Origin of the sequence: Nitrobacter vulgaris, from assembly GCF_002028545.1 — a bacterium.
In the GTDB taxonomy this organism is placed as follows: Bacteria; Pseudomonadota; Alphaproteobacteria; order Rhizobiales; family Xanthobacteraceae; genus Nitrobacter; species Nitrobacter vulgaris.
On record NZ_MWPQ01000023.1, the window covers coordinates 48,427 to 68,366 of the forward strand.

Below are 19,940 nucleotides of genomic sequence, written 5' to 3' on the forward strand. Positions count from 1 at the left end.
GTGAACATCCGCTTGATCAGTCTGCACAGGTCCAACATCACTCGATTATGGTGGGCTTTCTCTCCGCCACCGGCGCGGTTTGCCTGTGGGGCGGTCAATTCTCCGATCGATGTTACCGTTCAGCTAAAAGCTTCGAAGATGGCTGTCTATAGCGGTCCGGAGAAATTGGCCATCACGCAGAAAGGACAGAGTCTGATTGATCGCGCTCTGGTGTCTCAATAAACCGGAGTGCGTTGCGCCAAGTACGATATGGTCGCTCATGCCTTTTAGTCTGGTGCTCTTTACCGAAACTCTGCCGTCATTTGGCTGCGGTACAATAAAGAAGGACGAGATCGGATCGATCGTTTTGTTTCCCGCTATGATCCCAACAGAATAATCCGGTAGTGGAAGCCGCTCGGAAGATTGCAGCCGGCTCGTCCCGAGTTGGTGACCGGCAGGTCCATAAAATGCACGATAAGGCGCAGTTTCCTTTAGAAAATCCGTGACCTCGCTGCCGCCATTCGGTGGGCCGAGCATGACGACGCGATGTAGCCGGATCGGTCGATATCTTGCCAGATAGAATTGCGCGAGTAGTCCACCCATGGAGTGTGTGACGAAGTGAAGCGCGTCCGTCTGCATAGCAAACGGATGTATAGCAGTGTGAACATTTTCGACGAGTACCTCCAGCGGATATTTTCGGCTCGGATAGGCGAGGTTCAGCGTCGCGAAGCCTTCCTTTTGCAGCGCTCGTTCCATTCGCCTGAATGAGCGTGGCGTTTTTGCCAGGCCATGGAGGAGAACCACGCCTGATGAAAGTGTATCAGTCACGCTACTTCGCGCCCGGCAATCCGTACCGTCTCCTTGCCGAGCGCTGTCGCCGCCACGTAGTCGGTCTTGCCGGAGCCAAGCAGTGGGACCTTGTCCACTACGCAGACGTCGGCGGGGACGGCCAATTCCGATATCCCTGACGCCTTGGTGTGGCGCTGCATCGCGGCACGGTTGGCATCCTTCTGGGTCGTGAGCAGCACAATCCGCTCGCCCTTGCGCTGGTCGGGAATCGAAACCGCGACCGAAATTGCTTGCGGCCAGAGGGTGGTCGCCATCGCTTCGACGACCGACAGCGAAACCATCTCGCCGGCGATTTTCGCAAAGCGCTTGGCGCGACCCTTGATCGTGATAAAGCCGGCAGTGTCGATGCTGACGATGTCGCCGGTATCGTGCCATCCGCCCGGCAGGGGCTCCAGCACACCCGGGTTTTCCGCACGCAGATAGCCGAGCATGACGTTCGGGCCGCGAACCGAAAGACGTCCGCCTTCCTCGATTCCAGGGACAGGATCGAGGCGCGCCTCCATCAGCGGCGACAACCGGCCGACCGTGCCCGGGCGATTTGCCATTGGCGTATTCATGGCGAGCACCGGCGCGGTTTCGGTGACGCCGTACCCTTCCAGGATACGCAAACCGTAGCGCTCCATGTAGATCTGGCGCGTCCGATCCTTGACGGCCTCCGCGCCCGCAAGCACCAGCCGTAGCGAGCGGAAATCGTAAGCGTGAGCCGAACGTGCGTAGCCGGCGAGGAAGGTGTCGGTTCCGAACAGGATGCTGGCACCGGTTTGGTAGATCAACTCGGGCACGATCCGGTAGTGCAGGGGTGACGGATACATGAAAATCGGGATGCCCGTCAGCAGGGGCATCATCATGCCGCCGGTCAACCCGAAGGAATGGAACACCGGCAGGACGTTGAAAACCTTGTCATTGGCGTTGGCATCGACGCGCGCCATTGCCTGTGATGCGTTGGCGAGGATATTGCGATGGGACAGCACCACACCTTTAGGCGTCCCCTCCGAGCCGGACGTGACCAGCACGACCGCCGGGTCATCGGCCTTGCGCGCAACTCGGGGCGCGGACCCGGCTAACAGGCCGGCCAGCTTGTCGGCAAAGCCAATTCCGGCCCGGATGTCTTCGAGGTAGAGCACGCGGGCTTCGCCTGCGACCGCCGCCACGAGCTTGTCGAGCTTGGCTTTCTCAACGAACGCTTTCGACGTAAGGACAGTGCGAACCTGCGCCGCCTTCATCGCCGCTTGCACGTTCGAGATGCCGGCCGAAAAGTTCAGCATCGCCGGCACGCGGCCGATGGTCTGAAGCGCCATGAATACGACCGCCACGCCGGCCGAGTTCGGCAATAGCACGCCGACGTTCTCGCCGATGGATGTGCCTTGTTCGAGCTTGCGGCTCAATACTTGCGCACCAAGGATCAACTTACGGTAGGTCAAGGACGTGCCAAGCGCGTCTTCAATAATCGGCTTACCGGTATCGCGATCGCGATGCGCGTGTGCCAGTCCATCGAACAGCGTTTGGTCCAGCATCGCGTTCTTCACCATGGCGTCGATCATGACGTCCTGCAACGCGCTACCGGCGGCATTGCGCCGCGCCTTGCCCTTCAAGAGGGGGGCAATCGCCAGCTTCACCGGCGGCAAGATGGAGATCGTGACTTTCGGGAAAAGACTGCGCTTGATCTCACCGTTCTTCAGGTAGCTCAGATATGAGCGCTGGGCGCCTTCGATCCGCACCGGCACCACGACGGCGTCCGCCTTGTCCGCGATCATTGCAGTACCGTCGTAAACCTTCATCAAAGAGCCAGAGACCGTGATGCGGCCTTCCGGGAAGATGACGACCGGCTCCCCGGACGCGACAAGCTTGATCAGGTCGCGTGCTGCAAGCGGCCTGGACGGATCCATGGTGTAGTGTCTGATCTGTCGAAGGAACGGCTTGGCCCACCATGCCTTTGCGATTCCGGTGTCGACCGCGAAGCTGGCGTCAATCGGTAATGTCGCATGTATCAGCGGGCCGTCGACCAAGCTGACGTGGTTGGGGGTAATCAGCATGCGGGTGCCAGGTTCGGGGAGATTTTCCAATCCCCGTACTTCGACCCGAAAGAGTGCCCGAAACAACAGCGCACCGAAATCGCGGACGCCTTCCTTGCCCCATTTACTGAGAACAAAGAAGATCGAACCGAAGGACGCGAGCGCGAGGCCAAAGAAGATCCATGCGATCGAAAGCCCGGCAGCTTGAACCAGCGCGACCATCAGCGAGCCCGCCACCATGAAGCCTGCCTGGAGGATGTTGCCAGCTGCAATCACGCGAGCGCGCTCGGACGGCATAGACCACGCCTGTACGGCGGCAAAGGAGGGGACAACGAACAGGCCGCCACCGAAGGCGAAGATCGCGAAGTTGGCAACGATCCACAGGCCATCAACCGAGGTAAGAAAGGCTGTCGGCGTGACACCGGAGGCCGGCGTGGCGTGACCCACCACCCATGCGATGTCGAGGCCGGAAATGCCCATCACGATCGCGCCGATCGGGACCAGCGCGAGGTTCGGCCTCACATGCGAAAGCTGAGCGGCAAACAGCGAACCCGCGGCAATGCCAATGGCGAAGATCGCGAGGCACATTGTCACGACAGTCTCGGTGCCGCCGATGATATCCTTTATCAAAGTGGGCAGCAGCGACAGCACGATGGCGCCGGCCAGCCAGAACCACGACACGATTAGCATGCCATCCCAGAGCCGCCGCTCGGCATAAAGTGATCTGAGCAGACGAAGGGTCGAGGTCCAGGGGTTGGCTGTTATGGCTAGTTCAGGCGCCGATGGCGTCGTGATCGGTATGCGGGAAGCGAACGCCCATGACAGGAACGCAAGCAGCACGATCGCGAAGGCGACCCAGCCCATATGGGCCGTACCGGAGACCAGTAAGCCGCCAGCGATGGTGCCGATCAGGATCGCGAGAAAAGTCGCGCCCTCCACCAGCGCATTACCCGTCGCAAGTTCTCCGACGGACAACTGATCAGGCAGAATGGCATATTTTACAGGGCCGAAAAGCGCGGCAACGGTCCCGAACATAAAGAGCGCCAGGAATAGAAACGGAATCGAGTGCAAGAAGAATCCGACAGCAGCAAAAGCGGCGGCGAAAATTTCTACGAACTTCAACCGTCGCGCCACGACGGACTTGACGTATTTGTCTGCGAGTTCGCCGCCGAGGCCCGAGAGTACGAAGAAGGGAAAAATAAAAACCGCGCCGGCGATCGTCACCAGAGTGCCGCCGCCCTGCGTTGTCGTAGCCCCATACAGCAGGATGATGACAAGGCCGTTCTTCAAAACGTTATCATTTAGCGCGGCGCAGAATTGAGCCCAAAACAACGGCGCAAAACGGCGTGATGACATCAGTTCCCGGATCATTGGCTTCCTGTGATGGCTTTGAATTGCAAAACGGCAAGTTTGACGGGGGGGCCGCAGTTTGGAAATTTTGGTGTCAAGCCCGCTCGGCGCTCAAGAGCTTTTCCGTCCGCGCTTCCTCAATCCGGTTGATCATGCGGTTGCTCTCGTGAAGGTCACGAACCGTCTTGGCGAGCGTTAGGCAGGATTGAATCAACATCCCCATTCCCATTGCGAAGTAGGCGCGTGTCCACCAATCCAGCGGAAGCGCGAAAATACCCCCGCCCACCATCAGGACAGATGCTACGAAGCAGATGTAGGAAAAGTTGACCCATGCGCTGGTGGGACGATCGGAATGCGTCATATGCTGTGACATAGTAGCTCCTTCGTTAAGACTTCAGGTTCGGCGATTGCGATCGCAAGCGCGCGCCGAGCCGCGATGTGAGATTGATGAGCCGCCGCCAGTGAACGATTCAGGCTTGTTATCGGGGATAACGATTGCCGATACAGGTCGCTCAGTATGTCGAACAGTCGGAAGAGGGATTGGCGCATCGATCGGCCTCATGTCAGGTGTTTCAGGTGGCCGAAAGAAAACGGACAACGGCGTTTTCCTGTCTGCTGCCGCTTGCGGCGGTGGACCAGCACGCCCGCAACGTCGCTGGCTTGGGCCATCCGGTCGATTGGAGATAGGAGGAGCTTCATGACGAGTTTGACGGCAATCCTGCCGACGCCGGTCGCGAGGGCATGGGCATCGTCGACAGCGGTAAGAGCTATGTTTTCAAGAACGACCGTTTGCATATTCAAGGGCCTCCTGCTATTTTGAACATTGTTCAAAATTCGGTACGGGAAAAATGAACATTGTTCAAGAAGAATCTTTGCGCGATCAGAAAAAAAGTCGCAGGCGCACACTGATGCTCGATACCGCACGACGCATTATCGCGTCTAAGGGACTGATTTCATTGAAAGTTCGAGACGTTGCCGAAGCCGCGGAATGCTCGATTGGGAGCGTTTACAATGAGTTCGGTGACTTTGACGGCCTGATCCTGACCGTGAACCGCGAGACGGTTCAGCTGCTCACATCGAAACTACGCATGGTTCCCAGCGAAGACCCGCGCGCCCAGCTCCATGGTTTGGCGACCGGTTATCTCGAGTTCGCCGTGGAGCACACGAATCTGCTCCGATCGCTATTTGAGCATCGTATGGAGAAAAACCGCCCATTTCCCAAAGATATTCTCGATATGGTCATGGAGGCGTTCGCGCTGATGTATTCGCCGCTCTCGCGGCTTTTATCGAAGCGCGATCCCGATGAGCTGTTATTGATCGCGCGAACCATGTTTTCAGCCACGCACGGGATCATTTCGCTCGGGCTCGAAGACCGTATGGTCGCCGTACCATCGCCAAATCTCAGGCAGCAACTTGCGCAATTCGTCGATGCGCAACTCAAAGGATTGAGCGCGCACGCCTGACCGCGCTCGCCGATCGCCACAAGAAGCTATAATTCGTTTTGAGAGATGTACCGTTCACGCGCAGGACGATCATCGCGGCGGTTACGTTTCTCAGCGAGTGGCTGACTGAAAGCTTACGAAGAATGGATTGGAAGAAACCTTTGCGGATTGTCGGAAGGCGTGCAGGTCGTTCGTCCTAAGAGAAGTTCATACGTAAAACGCGGCTGGGAACGCCCTGGGGAACTTATGAAAGGATATGATCTATGCCTAACACTGTTAAACTGCACCGGGTCTTTGCTGCCCCACCCAAAAAGGTCTACCGCGCCTTTCTGGAACCTGATGCGATTGCGAGCTGGCTCCCGCCCTTCGGTTTTACCTGCACTGTCCATGAGCTTGAGGCCAAGGAAGGCGGCAAGCACAGAATGTCCTTCCGAAATTTCACGACGGGGCAAAGCCATTCATTCGGCGGGACCTATCTGAAACTCGTTTCTGGCGAGACAATCGTCTACAGCGACGTGTTCGATGATCCGAACCTTCCGGGCGAGATGAAAGTAACGGTCACGTTGACGACCGTTTCAGTTGGAACGGAGATGACGGTGGTTCAGCAGAACGTACCCGATCTGATCCCAGTCGAGGCATGTTATCTCGGTTGGCAGGAGTCGCTGCGCAAGCTTGCAAAGCTTGTCGAGCCCGACCTCAAATGAGGCAACGATACAGTTAAATATTATGGGAGGTTACCCGGCAGGGAAGGCAGGGCTCGAACTCAGATTTAACCGTCGGTATAAAATAGTCCTGCTAGTTGTCGTGCGCCGCGATTAGGGCGTCGATATCATCCTCGGTAAGCCCGGGACGGCTTAGCAGGGCCGCAGCGACGCGCTGGATTGCAGGCCAGTTTTCCTCGACCAGATCGGCAGTCTTTTGGGTCGTACGGCTGAATAGGCGGCTGAACTCCTCTGTCTCGGGGCCGTCCAACTCAACGTAGCTGCCCGGCACCGCCGGCTTGCCGTGCTGCCGCAAAACCAGCATCGCCAGGAGGCTGGTCGCGTTGGCGCGATCCACGCGCCAACCACCCTCGCACGCGTGATTCTGGGCCGCGAGTGACATGGGACGATAGTGATGCTGCGCTTGCGGGCCGGCCAGCGCGACAATGGCGTACTTCTCCGGCGTCTCAAGGTCGTCCAGGGCGAGGTGCGTCGCGCTGGACCTCGTCACGACGGCGCCAGCGCCGTCGTGTGCATCGAGGGTCGCGTAGCTTACCGGGATGTCCAGCACGCGCGCTATCACGGCGTGTCCGGCCTCGTGATGGGCGATGGTCTCTTTCTTCTCCACGACGACAAGCTCCGATAACCTGCTGACCAAAGTTGCCGACCGGACGCTCGAACGCCGGATCGGACTGACCTGACCTCGGCGTACCGATGGCCAAGCGGTAGAAAGGTAGCAAGACGGTGCCGAAGGGCAAGGCGCCGCTCGGGGAGTTGCCCTTGCCTTGCCTACGAGGTCCCGGTCGGGCAAGCTTCATCTCACCGGCGGATGTCGGGCCCTCCCGGCCCAGGCAGCAGCTTCAGCATGACTCATACCGGATCGATCGGGAGAAAGCGTACATGACGGCGCCAGTCCGTCGGACGCGGAGTCGCCGAGCAAGACGGCAATGCCGCCGGTAACACCCACGAGCGAGGAGTCTCAAGCTTCCAAAGGCCGGGTCAAATCTCAGGCTTGCATCAATGGCGGGGGCATGGACACCGCCAAGCAAATGAAGCATGACAACGAAATTTCCAAGGGCATCCTCTTCAAAACGCCCTTCTCCGAGGAACTGGCGCGGCGGGTGGAACTTCTCACAAGCGCCCTGGAGAATTGATTGGTGTCATCTTGCGGTCGGCCCACCTCTTGATGTCGCCGGCGGTTAGCACCTTGAGAAACGGATTGGCGTTGACGATTTTTTCGCGCGTCGTCCGACCCGTTGTGTCAGCGGTAGCCATAAGGGAAGCAGCATCGGCATTTTCTGCGCCGGACAATAGCGCCACGGCGCCCGCGGGTCCCGCGAAATGGGCAAGATAAAGAGAACCGGGCGTAATCGGCAGACCGCGCTTGTCTAGCATCGCGGCATATTCGTCGATCAACTGCGCGGCAATCTCTCGCGTAAGCTCGGGATCTCGCCGTAACTCCAGAACTTCCTTCTTGCTGCGCCCCGCCATCAGATCGCGTCGATGCCTACGAATGGCTTCGAGCCACGTGTCGTCAACAAACTGGGCGGCACCCGTCGCGCTCGAGCGCTTGTTCCTTGCATTCGCGTCACCATTGGACTCGGCGATAATAATGCGCTCGACCAAAGCCTTCGTGACCGCCTTGTCGATTGTCCCGTTCAATTGGGTGTCACGAAGCAGGACGAAACTTGCGACGAAAGCCAGACCAATTGCCACTCCAAGAACGAGCGTGATGGACTCTGCCGACAGCCAGTCCCTCGCCGCGACAACGTACTCACGCTCGTCGGGGCGAGGTGGCCGTATTTCATCAATACGGCCCGTTTGCTCGGACGTATGCGCGAGGGTCCGCGAATTGCCGCAGGCAAGCTCGATCCAAATGAATCGTTGGGCTAGGTTTGCCATCGCGTTGAAAGATTCAATGCTCGGGATAGGCCATCAGCGGGCGGCTCGCTCATCCGCTTTGTCGTGCACGGCGGTGTCTCGAATTTCATTGTGGTGAGTGTATCGAGACCAACAAGGACGAGAGCCACTTTCATCTGATTTCACACTCCCGAAGAGGAAAGCCTTACTCAAAGGCCGCCGGAAAAAACTCCCCAAAGGTCGAGAGATATTGCAAAGATCCAATAGGGCGGCTTAGCGGCAGAAGTTGACCCGCCGTCGCGGTTACGCGACAAGATTTGGGGATACGGTTAACGCGGGCAATGCTCGACTGGCCTGAGGTCGTCGATCAAGAAGCCACACAAGAAGCTGGGGACGCGCGCTGAAGGGCCTTCCTCAGGATGTGGTACGGGTGGTCGATGCCTGCGGCAGCAACGGATCGGGCGGCCCCATGGCGACCTCGGGTTCGGACGCTTCGAGTTCCGGTTTCTGATCGAGTAACCTGTGCATGCGTTCTTCGTCGAGCGCGTTTTCCCATTTAGCAATCACGACGGTGGCGACACCGTTGCCAACCAAGTTGGTCAGCGCACGCGCCTCGGACATGAAGCGATCGACCCCCAGGATCAGCGCAATGCTGGCAACCGGAATTGTGCCGACGGACGCGAGCGTCGCGGCCAACACGATGAACCCAGATCCGGTCACACCGGCGGCGCCCTTCGAGGTGAGCAGCAACACGCCGATGATGCCGAGCTGTTGCCAAAGAGTCAGTTCGGTATTGGTCGCTTGCGCAAGAAAGATAGCCGTCATGGTCAGGTAGATACAGGTGCCGTCCAGATTGAAGGAGTAGCCGGTCGGGATCACGAGGCCGACGACCGACTGTTTGCAGCCCAAATTTCCCATCTTCTCGATCATGCGCGGCAGCACCGACTCGGATGACGATGTTCCGAGCACGATTAGAAGCTCTTCCTTGATGTAGTTGATGAACTTGAAGATGTTAAAGCCGACGAGCCACGCGATCCCGCCCAGCACAAAGATCACGAAGATCACGCAGGTCAGATAGAAGGACGCCATCAACTTCGCTAGCAGGAGCAGAGCGCCCAAGCCGTACTTTCCGATGGTGAACGCCATCGCGCCGAATGCACCGATCGGCGCCGCCTTCATGATGATGCCGACGATCCCGAAGAACGTATGCGAGACGATGTCGATAAAAGCCAGGACGGGACGGCCGCGCTCGCCCATCATGAACAGGCCGAAGGCGAACAGGATCGCGAACAACAGAACCTGCAGGATCTCGCCTTCCGCGAAGGCACCCACCACCGTATTGGGGATGATGTGCATCAGGAACTCAACCGTACCCTGCTGGCCGGCCTTCGTGGTGTAGACTTGGATCGACTTGGTATCGAGCGCGTGGGTGTCCACATTCATGCCGACGCCGGGCTGCAGGATGTTGACTACGATCAGGCCTACGATTAGCGCGAGCGAGGTGACGACCTCGAAATAGACCAGTGCTTTAATTCCGACGCGCCCGACCTTCTTCATGTCGTCCATGCCGGCGATGCCGTGCACGACGGTGCAGAAAATGATTGGCGCAATCAGCATCTTGATCAGCTTGATGAAACCGTCGCCCAGCGGCTTCATGGCCTCTCCGAGATGCGGGTAGAAATGCCCCAGCAGGACGCCAAGCACGATGGCGGTGAGCACCTGGGCGTAGAGATGCTTGTAGAACGGCTTGAGCGGACTACCAGCCGTCGTCGAGCGTGCCGTCTCCATGTGCTCCCTCCCGTGGTTTCGACGCCGGTCAGTGTTCCGATGTCGGGCGGTTCGCGGGCTTGTCGCCCGCTGCCTCCCTATTCCCAGCAAATTTCGCCCGTTGACGTGCTCGTGCAAGCGGCAGCAAGTCAATGGACTCGATATCGCAATGCCAGCAAGGTCCATGTGGACGGCTGCCGGACACACGCCGCGCGCTTCTGCGCCCACGCGAGGTAGATCATTTCCACCCATCCCGCTCGCCAAATGAGGCCAACAGACTTGCGTCACGAATGGCAGCGCGATCGCTGCCAACGCCCGGATCAGGCCATGGTCACGAGAAACGAACGGCGCGGGACATGAGGCAGTCGCCGACCATTTTTGCGGCTGCTCTCGCAATAACAGTCGCTTATTCGACCGTATATCGGGCGGTTAGGGAATGACCGTGCACGTTGCCCGAGAACACGACCCGCACTTGCGACGCCAGTTCGGTCTCGGCCTTGCCGACCATCATGTTAGGATTAACTGGTTTGAGCTGCACGGTGACAGTCTTGCCGCCTTGCTGGACCGTTGCGCGGCCCTTCATCTCCTTGGTCGGTAGGGGCGATCCATCATGATCACCGATATAGAAGATCATCTCCCCTCCCTTGTGGACGAACTCGATCGCATGTCCCTGCGAGGTGACGACCGGACCGTCGTTATTGCCTTTCTTCGTTTGGGCCGTAGCTGGGCCGACAGAGGATGTCAGGGTGACGATCATGGCCAGGAAGATATATTTCTGCATTGCATTTCTCTGTTTGGGGTTGGGTAAGGGTCAGAAGGCTTCCGCTAGTTCGGAAGTTGCGGTGTGTTCGGTCAGAAGGCGGTTCAAAGGTTTTTGGCCGAACAACAGGAACAGGACAGGCGTTACGACGGTATCGAGGGCCGTTGCGCTCAGCAGACCGCCGAAGATCGTGACAGCAACGGGATGAAGTATTTCTCGGCCAGGCTCATTGGCGCCGAACAGTAACGGCGTCAGTGCAAGGCCTGCACAAAGCGCCGTCATGAGAACGGGGCTCAACCGTTCCAGACTGCCGCGCACGATCAGGCGGTGGCCGAAGCGTTCACCCTCATGAAGCGCAAGATTGACGTAGTGGGATATCTTCAAGATGCCGTTGCGGGCCGAGATGCCCGCGAGTGTGATAAAGCCGACCATGGAGGCGACCGACAATGGCTCACCCGTGATGGTCAAGGCGATCACGCTACCTATCAATGCCAGAGGGATGCCACCCATGATGATGAACGCTAGCGCAACCGATCGGTATCGCCCGTAAAGAACGATGAAAATCATCGACAGCGACACCAACGACAGGATGCCAATCCGCAATGCTGCTTCCTCTTGTGCTTGGAATGCTCCCTCGAGGTTGGTCGTATAACCCTGCGGGAAGCTGATCTCGGCCAAGGCGCGCCGGATGTCTGACGCGATCTCGGTCATGTCGCGGCGTCCGTCGCCGTTTCCGTAAACAACGATTCTGCGTTGCGTGCCTTCCCGCTGGATCTGGTTCGGTCCGTCGGTCTCTGTGACCTCCGCGAGTTCCTTTAAGGGGATGAACCCGGACGACGTCGGAATCAGAAGATCCCGGAGGCCGCTTGTTGACCTGTTCTGATCGGACAAACGCATGACGACATCGAAGCGTCGATTGCCGTCGACGATCTGCGAGACCTTGCGACCATTCGAGAGGGTGTCCAATGCCTGCGTGATTGCCGCGGGCGTCAGGCCGTGGAGGGCGGCGCGTTCGTGATCAACCTGGATCCGTACTTGCGGAATGAGAACCTGTTTCTCCACCTGGAGATCGACCAGCCCGGAGATTGGTGACAACCGCTGGCGGGTGGTTTCCGCCAACTGGCGCAGTGTATCGAGGTCTTGCCCATAGATCTTGAGGACGATCTGGGCGCGAACGCCAGACTGCAAATGATCAAGCCGATGGCTGATTGGCTGTCCGATTGCGACGGAGGCGGGTAAGGCTGACAGTTTGTCCCGGATGTCGGCGTAGATATCGGTCTTGTGCCGTGTCGATGGAGTCAGATCGACATCAATCTCGCTGTAATGCACGCCCTCGGCATGTTCATCGAGTTCGGCGCGGCCGGTTCGGCGTCCGACTGATTTCACCTCCGGCACCTGCGACAGAAGCTGTTCGGCCAAAAGGCCGAGACGATTCGACTCCACCAGCGAAATGCCCGGGTTGTACTGACGGGATAGCACCAGCGTGCCTTCGTTGAAGGGCGGGAGAAAACTGCGCGGCAACATGACCGCGGCATATCCAGCGATCAGAACCGCAATGCTGACTGCGCCGAGAACGAGTCTCCAGCGATCGAACGCCCAGGTGAGAAGCCACCGATTGCCTTGCTTCAGCATTCGCACGACGATGCTGTCGCGCTCGCGCGAACGAGCCTTTCCAGAGAGCAGATAGTAGGAGAGGACGGGTGTAACGGTCACCGACGTCAGCAAAGACGCCAATATGGAAACGATGTAGGCGATGCCGAGCGGGGTGAACAGCCGCCCCTCGATTCCGGGAAGCGCGAACAACGGCACAAAAACCAGGACGGTAATCATTGTCGCATAGACGATGCCGGAGCGGATCTCCTGGCTCGCTTGCGCGATTACTTCGAGAACGGGTCGGGGATTGCGCTGCGTGCGGTTCTCCCGAAGCCGTCGCAGGATATTTTCGACGTCGACGACTGCGTCATCAACCAGTTCGCCGATCGCAATCGCAAGTCCTCCGAGCGTCATCGTGTTGATAGTGAGTCCGAAGGCGCCGAAAGCCAGAGCGGTCACCAGGATCGATATCGGAATGGCGGTCAATGATACGACCGTCGCACGCGCGTCGAGCAGGAAAATGAAGAGGATCACGGCGACGACGACCGAGGCCTCAACGAGGACTCGCTCAACATTGCGGATCGAGGTCTCGATGAACGTGGCCTGCCGGAACTGGACGTTTGTGACGGAGATTCCAGCAGGCATCGTAAGCTGCAAATCTCGCAGTTTAGCTTCGATCTCGCGGGTCAGTACCACGGTATCCGACGCGGGTTGCTTCTGGACGCTTACAATGACGGCTGGCTTGCCGTTGTAGCCGGCATCGCCTCGCTTGACGCGCGGAGCGAAATCGACCCGCGCCACTTGCTTCAGCAAAATGGGTTGATGGTCGCGGCCCGCAACAACGGTATTGCCAAGGTCATCGATCTTCCTCGTTAGCCCCACGTTCCGGATTAGGAATTCCCGGCCGTGCTGATCAACGAATCCTCCACCGGTGTTGGTGCCGAAACGTGTAACAGCTCGCTCGATCTGTTCATGTGTGACGCCAAGGGCCTGCATCGTGGCAACGTTCGGCGTCACCCGATATTGCCGAACCTCGCCGCCGATGGGGATGACCTGAGCGACGCCCGGAATGGCGAGCAACCGCGGCCTGACCACGAAATCGGCGATCTCGCGCACGTCCATCGCCGATGCCTTGCCGTCCGTGTTGAGCGCGATCAACATGATCTCGCCCATGATGGAGGTGACCGGACCCATTCGTGGATTCACGGATGTGGGCAATTGCTCGCGGATCAGCGCGAGGCGTTCCGAAACGAACTGGCGCGCCCGGTAGACATCGACGCCCCAATCGAATTCGACGTAAACCACCGAAAGCCCTACGCCGGAGACTGAACGGACGCGGAGGACGCCGGGCATGCCGTTCATCGAGGTTTCGATTGGAAACGTGACGAGTTGCTCGACTTCTTGCGGGGCAAGCCCCTCCGCCTCGGCCAGGATGTTGACTGTCGGTCGGTTGATATCCGGAAAGACGTCAATCGAGATGCGCGGAAGCACGAACAGGCCGTAAGCGATCAGGACTGCCGCTGCTGCCAATACGAACAGGCGATTGCGCAAACTCGTCTGCACGATGAGCTTGAACATGATGGCTCCTAGCGGATCTGGTTGATGAGGTCCGCGCCGCGCACGACGACCCGATCGGAGGCATTAAGGCCGGCTGTGACGATTATGTTTTTGGCATCGAGCGGCTCTATCCGGACGGGTCTCGGCTCGAAACGTTCAGGGGCGACATGCACCCAGACGACGCTCTCGCCGTTGTTACTCTTCACCACGGCATCGCGTGGAAAGATCAAACCCTGCTTCGCCCTGCCGCCCTGGACGAGCACGGTAACGGGTTGGCCGATGCGAAGGCCCGAAAGAGGTTCCGGAATGGAGAAATGAACCACAGTCGCATGCTGTCTCAGGGCGCGGCTGGTTCCGAGATAGGACAAAAGAAACGAGGTGCCGTCCGAATCTGACGCCGTCGCTTGGACAGGACCCGCGGGGTCAAGCTCGTCGTAGGCCAATGCTTCGATCCAGAGTCCTTGAGGATCGGCGATTTCGAACAGAATGTCTTGCGCCTGAACGACCTGACCAGGCACGGCCTTGGCCGCTGTGATGACGCCATCGGTCGATGCCCGCAAAAGCTCATAGTCACCGCGAGAGTTGCGTATGGTTTCGCGTCGGGCCCGCAATCCTGCCAGTTCACTCTCAAGATCGTTGAGCTGACCCATCGGCGCCGCACCGCGTTCAACCAATGGCCGCAGACGTTTGATCTTGGTTTCGGCGACCGCGATGAGTTGCTCGATTTCCCCCATCTTCTCGGAAATCGTCGTGCGGTCTGCCACGGGCAGATAAGGTTCGATCCGGAGAAGTGTTTCTCCCTTGGTGACTTTCTGCCCGATACGCGGCAACGTTCCGTCGTTGGGGACGATGCGGCCGCCGTAAATGCTTTGGACAATGCTACTGCGGTTTGGATCGCCGATAATGCGGCCAATCAAGTTAAACGCTGGTCGTGCAGTTCCGGGCTCGGCGGTAGCCGTGCGGATATCCAGTAGGCGCTGCGTCGGTTTGGCAGCAAATGCGGTGCCGTCCGGCAGCCGTCGTGGGGCATCGCTTTGAGCTTGCAGCTGTGGCGTGCTGGCCGACATTCCTGCGTTCTGCAATCCGGCGGATGCGGCGGCTGCCAGAAGCACGCAAGCTCCAGATGTCAGCCCGGCGATGTAGGACGCGTTGCGCCGTCCTCGACGTCTCAGATAACCGAACAGCAGCCCGAGGATGATTCCCGCGAAAACAAGGGCTTCCGCGGTCCCTATCGGAGAAAACCGTGTCGAATTGCGCCGCATGTTCGGTTCGATCGGCTGGGAGGGGGTAAAGGAATCGACGAGCAGGTCGTCACCCTTTCCACCATTGATCGAGAAGATCACCTCCGTCGATCCGGAACGGACCAGATCAGGAGAGGGAATTGTATAGCCGTTCGGGCCGTGCTCGGCTTCGATGGCTTCCGTGTCACCGATCGTGACCTGCACGGTGACATCCGTTACCGGTTGGTTGGACACAGCGTCATCGACGAATATCGAAAACTTGCCGTTCTTCAGGACGCCGACGACCTCGTAGCGATCAGATTGCGCCGTCACCCGAGGAAACACAGACGAGGCGGCTGCCGATTTTTGATCGTCGCCATGATCGTGCCCCTCATGGGCGGCCGAAACAGAAAGACTGAGCACGAAGGCAAACAGACAGCCAAATCCAATGGCGCCAAGCCCTACGAACTGCCCACGCGGGCAGCATTGATTCAGGAACATTGAAAACCCCTTCAGACACGCGAATTTGCAGCAGCCGAAAGGGCCGCCCGGACTACGCGATGCTGGGGGTACTTGGCGGGCGGATCAGAGCGCCCGGGTCGATGCCGTCCGCACGCTCCGATGGAGGCAGTTGGGCAACGCCGACAAACCCAGACGGATCAGCCAAAATGGGCGCAGTCGGAATGGTAACGGATACGCAGAACAGCATGCAGAACGAAGGCGGGAGGGCGCCATCATGGTTGTGATCGGTTGGGCTGTGAACGTGGCCCTCGGCGATGTCACCATGATGGACATGCACATGACCTGCGAGGTGGCCGTGGTAGTGCATGGAACCGTTCAGGACAACGGCTGGTTCAGGCAGTACGCCAGAGGCAGCCGAGGCCTGAGAAATCGACATCAACATAGTCTGAAGCAAAAGCGCACCCACCGCCAGGAACATGAGTGTTCTTGCGAGAGGGAGTAATCGGACGTGCCGCTTGTGGCTCATTGCGGTCAAACTAGGAGAGAATTGAGCGGCAAACAAGGTGCCATCTTCGTCCACGGGCTCGTGTCGTATCGCAGCGACACCGCAGTTCGGTTCCGCGAACGCTGACGTGTGTCGCGCTTGGCGTCGGAGATCATCGATTTAGCTGCAGCATGACCGTTGACACTACGAGAATGAGTTGCGTGACATCCGAGCGGGGCGCAAGCTGCTCGCGCCATCGAGCGATGATTTGACGTTGCTTGCAGAGCGCCGCTCGATCAGCGTGGATAACGGTAAGCTCGTGCTAACGGATGCATCAAATTCGGTAATTGACAGCGCCACTTAGAAAACCCACGTCAAAGCATCAGCGGAGCCGCAACCCTGGAGGCGAAAAGTGCCTGACCTAGACCCGCTCGAATCTGTTGCCGCGTCCGAATTGGTTTCGTCATCGCTGCTTGCCGCGCTAATCCCAGCGCTGGTCAATCGCGGCGTCCTGACTCAGCAAGATGCCACTGAGATTTATGAAAACGCCCTGATGTTGCTTGAAATGCAACAGGGTGCCGATCCTGCTGTGCAACATGTCTACGAAACAGCTCGTGAGTTGATCGAAGCGCATTTGCGGCCGGAATAGAAAACCCCACCGGAACGGGGTTTTCCAAGACTATCTGAAGACGATAATCGGTTGGAGTCTGTGTTGAGCGATCCGCGCGCGCCGGCCGCCTCGATTGCCATCGAGACGGCCTTGCGAGAGCGAACCTTTTTCCATCAATCCGAACTATCGAAGAACCGATGCTTGCGCCCGTATGGGGGCAACAAGACGGACGGGAAATCGGCCGCGTAGCGCTTTTCTCTCTCAATTTGCTCGGGCTCGTGCGATGACGACATCAAAGGGCTCTCGATCGCCTTGCGATAGAGGTGCCACGTCGCATGACCGAGCAACGGCATCACAATCGTGAGGCCAAGGAAGAAGGGAATCGACCCGAGCGTCAGCAAGACAGCAACGATCAGACCCCATTCCGCGGCCGCGATTGGATTCTTCGCGACCACGCGCATCGACGTCTGAATGGCATCGCTCATATCGGCGTGTTGATGAAGCATCAGCGGGAACGACACAATGCTGATGCACAGCGCGACGGCCGCGAACAGGAACCCGACGCCGACACCGATCATGATCATGCGCCAGCCCTCGGACGTGGCGAAGACCTGCGTGAAGAAATCGGGCATTGCCGCTGCCGGGGTGTTGCCGAAGGTGGACACGTAGATCGCGTGCGCCGATACCACCCAGCCGACAAAGATAGCAAACAACAGCGCGCCCAGTCCAAGCATCGATCCAAACGACGGCGCTCGTAGCACGCCGAACGCGTGCCAGGCGGAGGCTTCTTGGCCGAGTTCGCGCCGATAGCTCAGTTCATAAAGTCCTAGCGCCGCAAATGGCCCGATCAAGGCAAAGCCTGCGGCGATCGGAACCAGCATCGGCAAGACCGAGTAGCCGAGCACCATACGCCACAGCAGAATTCCGATTATGGGATAGATAACGCAAAGGACGATGGCGTGGCTGGGAACCGCCTTGAAGTCTTCCCAGCCCAGCCGCAGGGCGTCAAGAAGGTCGGAGAAACCGATATGGCGGATCACGGGTCCGTCTACGGCGGCAGTTTCTGAGGGTGGGGGTGACGTGCCTTCGAGAGGATAATAAGTGGCCATGTTCGTTGTCTCCCTTTCGCGGGTCGATCTCTGGCCGCCGGAAGGCGCGAGTTCGCCCCTTCGGAAACGATCACGATCAAGACCAGACGCGAGAGCACAACCAACCTGATCTTGCCGCGACCTGTAAGGTAACTCTAACTCCGATTTCTGATGTTAGTTGCTCACTCTTCAGTGAGTTTGTGCTGCGGGATGCATCGGTTATTATTTGTGCGGATGGGGTGCGCGGCCAGGTCCATCCGGGATTGGCTGCGGATCTCCGACCAAAGACCCGCCGGTGGGTCTCCCTTGCCGGCGGGTTTTTGTCGAAGCTCGCGACGAGCAAAATAGCCCACCTGATGTGCGATGTGCTAGGCTGGTTGCAACCAGCACCCGACCACATTGAAGGAGACGCAAGGTGATAGGACAGATAGCGTATGTGTCTATTACAGCGGGCCTTTCATATACCTTCGCTGTACTTGCTCTCAAAAGGCGCAAGCGGATCACGCTGGCGATAGAACAAGACGCTGCGCCAGCTTTCCGTGATCTATTGGTTGAGAGTGGCCTCTTGTTTGCAAGTGGTCTTTTTGGCCTTTTAGCTGCATTTTATTTGGCTATCTGCGCGTCGAGATATTGGGTGAATTACTAGAGGACGTGAGACGTCGCCGTGCATCTTTGATTTGCCGCTCAGACACCCCAGCCGTTCTTGCGGCTGCTTCGGCATTGCCTCTTCGCCGACAGCCCCGGCCCGCACATCAACGGAGGTCGCGACCAAAATCCACTCCTTGACGGTTTTGATCGACATGTCGGCTTTGGCGCCAAGAAGCAGACACACCAATCCGAACCCGCACCAGATGACGATAGCGAGAATGATGCGACAAGGACCATTGCAGTACCAGCCTCAACCGTGGCGGATTGACGATCTGGAAGCCGGCGATTGACCTAGGATGAATGCGCGTCCTATGGCGACCGCTGTGTGCGTCATAGGCGAGCCACGTCGGACCGAGAATATGCCGCTCGAGTACGAACACATGACCTCGCAGGGCGGCGACCGTGACGGGTGATAGGAACGTTATAGGACGGATCTGTGAGAACAAGATCGGCAAGCCGTTCTGCCAATACGCGGTCGTAGCCTCCCTGTTTATTCCCTGATATCCTCCTTCAGACAAATCACGGAAAGCGCTACGAGGCAGGCGTAAGTCACGATGGTCGCTATACGTCTCCTGTTTTTTGCAGGAAATTACCCTGTTTAGCCCCGTCACCATTTACACAAAGATATCAATTAGATACACCTTGCTACTGCGGCTCGCTCAATTGTTCTTCATTTGGGTAAGCATGGGGTAAGCAGTAGTAGACCGCTCCGGACGTTGGGTCGCAATGCGGCGCATGTCATTTTCTTATTTTGGGGGGCGACGGAAATGCTTCGAGGATTACGAAATCGGAGAGCCCTAAGCCTCGGAGCGATGGGCTTCGCCGCAGCGATTTTTCTCGCTATAGCGCTCATTTATATGTTCGGCGGATTCAGTCCGACTACATCATCGCCTCCAGCGCCGCCTGCAACAATGCCCGCGCCAACACAGTAGTCGTCGGCTCAATCATGCAGCGCGGAGTCGCGAGGCCAATTGTTCAATTGCAGCGGCTTCGTTGTCCTCGTTACCACCACCGTGAAAGCGGACGAACTCGCGCACCATGGACAGTTTCGAATGCGCCAGTTCAACATGATGCGATACTCGCAACATGGTAGCGAGGGGCAGATTATCGATGGTGAGTTTTTCTCAAATTGCGTTCGCAGTGATCTTGGTCGCTTCAATTCTCTGTGCCACCTGGACCGATGTTCTCAGTCGAATTTGATTTTGCTAATCAAACGGTTTTGGCGATCAAAAAAATAGGCTTCATACGATATTCCTTTCAGAGCATACACCTTTTCAATACTGACTTTTTCGGCGCCGTCTTGCAAAGATTGAACGTAGCGTTGTCGATCAACCGAAAGAGATGACAGCGGAACAGCGTTCTCGATTTCCAAGCCTTCGTCGTACCTAAGCTCCGCAAGATAGACCAAGGTATTCCAAGTTAATCGAGCGCTTAATTCTTCAGCCTTGATGGTCACTATTAGGGTCGGGACCCATAAAAGTGATTCCTTCGGCGCTGAGTTTGTGATTCACGGTCTCGGACAGGAGGCCTTTGATGAGTCGCGATTGCTTTTGGCTAA

The 19,940-nt window shown here is 58.0% G+C and carries 17 protein-coding genes; 4 read left to right on the forward strand and 13 right to left on the reverse strand.

Annotation, left to right across the window (positions count from 1 at the left end; all coding sequences use genetic code 11):
- Positions 1–123: 123 nt before the first annotated feature.
- From B2M20_RS05215 to B2M20_RS05230, 4 genes are all read right to left on the reverse strand, one after another.
- Positions 124–807 (reverse strand): alpha/beta fold hydrolase, encoded by a 684-nt coding sequence (locus tag B2M20_RS05215; RefSeq protein ID WP_079446019.1) that lies wholly within the window; start codon positions 805–807, stop codon positions 124–126.
- Complete coding sequence (locus B2M20_RS05220) at positions 804–4,211, reverse strand: acyl-[ACP]--phospholipid O-acyltransferase (protein WP_079446020.1); 3,408 nt, start codon at positions 4,209–4,211, stop codon at positions 804–806. The genes B2M20_RS05215 and B2M20_RS05220 overlap by 4 nt, the downstream gene beginning before the upstream one ends.
- Before the next feature lie 73 nt (positions 4,212–4,284).
- Entirely contained in the window at positions 4,285–4,563 is a 279-nt protein-coding gene (locus tag B2M20_RS05225; RefSeq protein ID WP_244553430.1) for a YiaA/YiaB family inner membrane protein, read from the reverse strand.
- Positions 4,564–4,748: 185 nt separating this feature from the next.
- Positions 4,749–5,096 carry a hypothetical protein gene (locus B2M20_RS05230; protein WP_173815913.1) on the reverse strand — a complete coding sequence of 116 codons (348 nt, stop codon included), beginning with the start codon at positions 5,094–5,096 and terminating at the stop codon, positions 4,749–4,751.
- 2 nt (positions 5,097–5,098) lie between these two features.
- On the opposite strand from B2M20_RS05230, the gene B2M20_RS05235 reads away from it, so the two are divergent.
- Both B2M20_RS05235 and B2M20_RS05240 read left to right on the forward strand, forming a co-directional pair.
- The gene (locus B2M20_RS05235; RefSeq protein ID WP_244553431.1) at positions 5,099–5,653 is read left to right on the forward strand and encodes a TetR/AcrR family transcriptional regulator; all 555 of its coding nucleotides are present in this window, start codon (positions 5,099–5,101) and stop codon (positions 5,651–5,653) included.
- A gap of 242 nt (positions 5,654–5,895) precedes the next feature.
- On the forward strand, positions 5,896–6,336 hold the full coding sequence (locus B2M20_RS05240) for an SRPBCC family protein (RefSeq protein ID WP_079446023.1): 441 nt from the start codon (positions 5,896–5,898) through the stop codon (positions 6,334–6,336).
- Positions 6,337–6,427: 91 nt separating this feature from the next.
- Here B2M20_RS05240 and B2M20_RS05245 read toward each other — a convergent pair whose 3' ends face one another.
- A complete protein-coding gene (locus B2M20_RS05245) occupies positions 6,428–6,961 on the reverse strand; it encodes an ATP-dependent metallopeptidase FtsH/Yme1/Tma family protein (RefSeq protein WP_079446024.1) in 534 nt (177 codons plus the stop codon).
- A 403-nt stretch (positions 6,962–7,364) separates the two neighbouring features.
- On the opposite strand from B2M20_RS05245, the gene B2M20_RS20545 reads away from it, so the two are divergent.
- The gene (locus B2M20_RS20545) at positions 7,365–7,487 is read left to right on the forward strand and encodes a hypothetical protein (protein WP_274533944.1); all 123 of its coding nucleotides are present in this window, start codon (positions 7,365–7,367) and stop codon (positions 7,485–7,487) included.
- On the opposite strand, the gene B2M20_RS05255 is transcribed toward B2M20_RS20545, so the two are convergent.
- The 6 genes from B2M20_RS05255 to B2M20_RS18965 form a co-directional block, all read right to left on the reverse strand.
- Positions 7,465–8,235, reverse strand: coding sequence for a lysozyme family protein (locus B2M20_RS05255; protein ID WP_244553432.1), 771 nt, complete (start codon positions 8,233–8,235; stop codon positions 7,465–7,467). The genes B2M20_RS20545 and B2M20_RS05255 overlap by 23 nt on opposite strands.
- Positions 8,236–8,607: 372 nt before the next feature.
- Complete coding sequence (locus B2M20_RS05260) at positions 8,608–9,981, reverse strand: dicarboxylate/amino acid:cation symporter (RefSeq protein WP_079446025.1); 1,374 nt, start codon at positions 9,979–9,981, stop codon at positions 8,608–8,610.
- 385 nt (positions 9,982–10,366) lie between these two features.
- On the reverse strand, positions 10,367–10,741 hold the full coding sequence (locus B2M20_RS05265) for a hypothetical protein (RefSeq protein WP_079446026.1): 375 nt from the start codon (positions 10,739–10,741) through the stop codon (positions 10,367–10,369).
- A 30-nt stretch (positions 10,742–10,771) separates the two neighbouring features.
- Complete coding sequence (locus tag B2M20_RS05270; protein ID WP_079446027.1) at positions 10,772–13,891, reverse strand: efflux RND transporter permease subunit; 3,120 nt, start codon at positions 13,889–13,891, stop codon at positions 10,772–10,774.
- A gap of 8 nt (positions 13,892–13,899) precedes the next feature.
- Positions 13,900–15,591, reverse strand: coding sequence for an efflux RND transporter periplasmic adaptor subunit (locus tag B2M20_RS05275; protein ID WP_079446028.1), 1,692 nt, complete (start codon positions 15,589–15,591; stop codon positions 13,900–13,902).
- A gap of 52 nt (positions 15,592–15,643) precedes the next feature.
- A complete protein-coding gene (locus B2M20_RS18965) occupies positions 15,644–15,988 on the reverse strand; it encodes a hypothetical protein (RefSeq protein ID WP_139372845.1) in 345 nt (114 codons plus the stop codon).
- Between the two features lie 460 nt (positions 15,989–16,448).
- Between B2M20_RS18965 and B2M20_RS05285 the strand changes: the two genes are divergently transcribed.
- Positions 16,449–16,685: a hypothetical protein gene (locus B2M20_RS05285; RefSeq protein WP_139372846.1), complete on the forward strand. Its 237-nt coding sequence runs from the start codon at positions 16,449–16,451 to the stop codon at positions 16,683–16,685.
- Between the two features lie 134 nt (positions 16,686–16,819).
- On the opposite strand, the gene B2M20_RS05290 is transcribed toward B2M20_RS05285, so the two are convergent.
- Both B2M20_RS05290 and B2M20_RS05300 read right to left on the reverse strand, forming a co-directional pair.
- Positions 16,820–17,755, reverse strand: coding sequence for a DUF2189 domain-containing protein (locus tag B2M20_RS05290; RefSeq protein ID WP_079446031.1), 936 nt, complete (start codon positions 17,753–17,755; stop codon positions 16,820–16,822).
- A 1,813-nt stretch (positions 17,756–19,568) separates the two neighbouring features.
- Positions 19,569–19,838: a hypothetical protein gene (locus B2M20_RS05300; RefSeq protein WP_201789008.1), complete on the reverse strand. Its 270-nt coding sequence runs from the start codon at positions 19,836–19,838 to the stop codon at positions 19,569–19,571.
- Between the last annotated feature and the right edge of the window lie 102 nt (positions 19,839–19,940).